1 protein-coding gene is annotated in these 226 nt (G+C 65.5%); it reads right to left on the minus strand.

What is annotated here, in order from left to right; translation table 11 throughout:
• Positions 1 to 41: 41 nt before the first annotated feature.
• A partial coding sequence (gene tnpB / locus PZA18_RS24905) for an IS66 family insertion sequence element accessory protein TnpB (protein ID WP_284103550.1) occupies positions 42 to 226 on the minus strand: 185 nt, incomplete at its 5' end.

The following is a 226-nucleotide window of genomic DNA, read 5'->3' on the forward strand; positions in this document are numbered from 1 at the left end:
CACCCGTCGGAGGCCGCTTCCCGCCTGGGTTTGAGAAGTATTTATACCTGCAGATGCGCCGGCGGTGGCGCATCGACCCGCCGCCAGTCAATGCCGGCCGTCAGCCAGTGCCAGTCGGCCTGGCTCAGGGTAAACAGCTGATCGCTACTCTGCGGCCAGACGAAGCGGCCCGTGTGCAGTCGCCGGACACAGAGCCAGACGCCATTGCCATCCCACACCAGCAGCT

The sequence above is a fragment of the Parachitinimonas caeni genome (assembly GCF_030129945.1).
Taxonomy (GTDB): Bacteria; Pseudomonadota; Gammaproteobacteria; order Burkholderiales; family Chitinimonadaceae; genus Parachitinimonas; species Parachitinimonas caeni.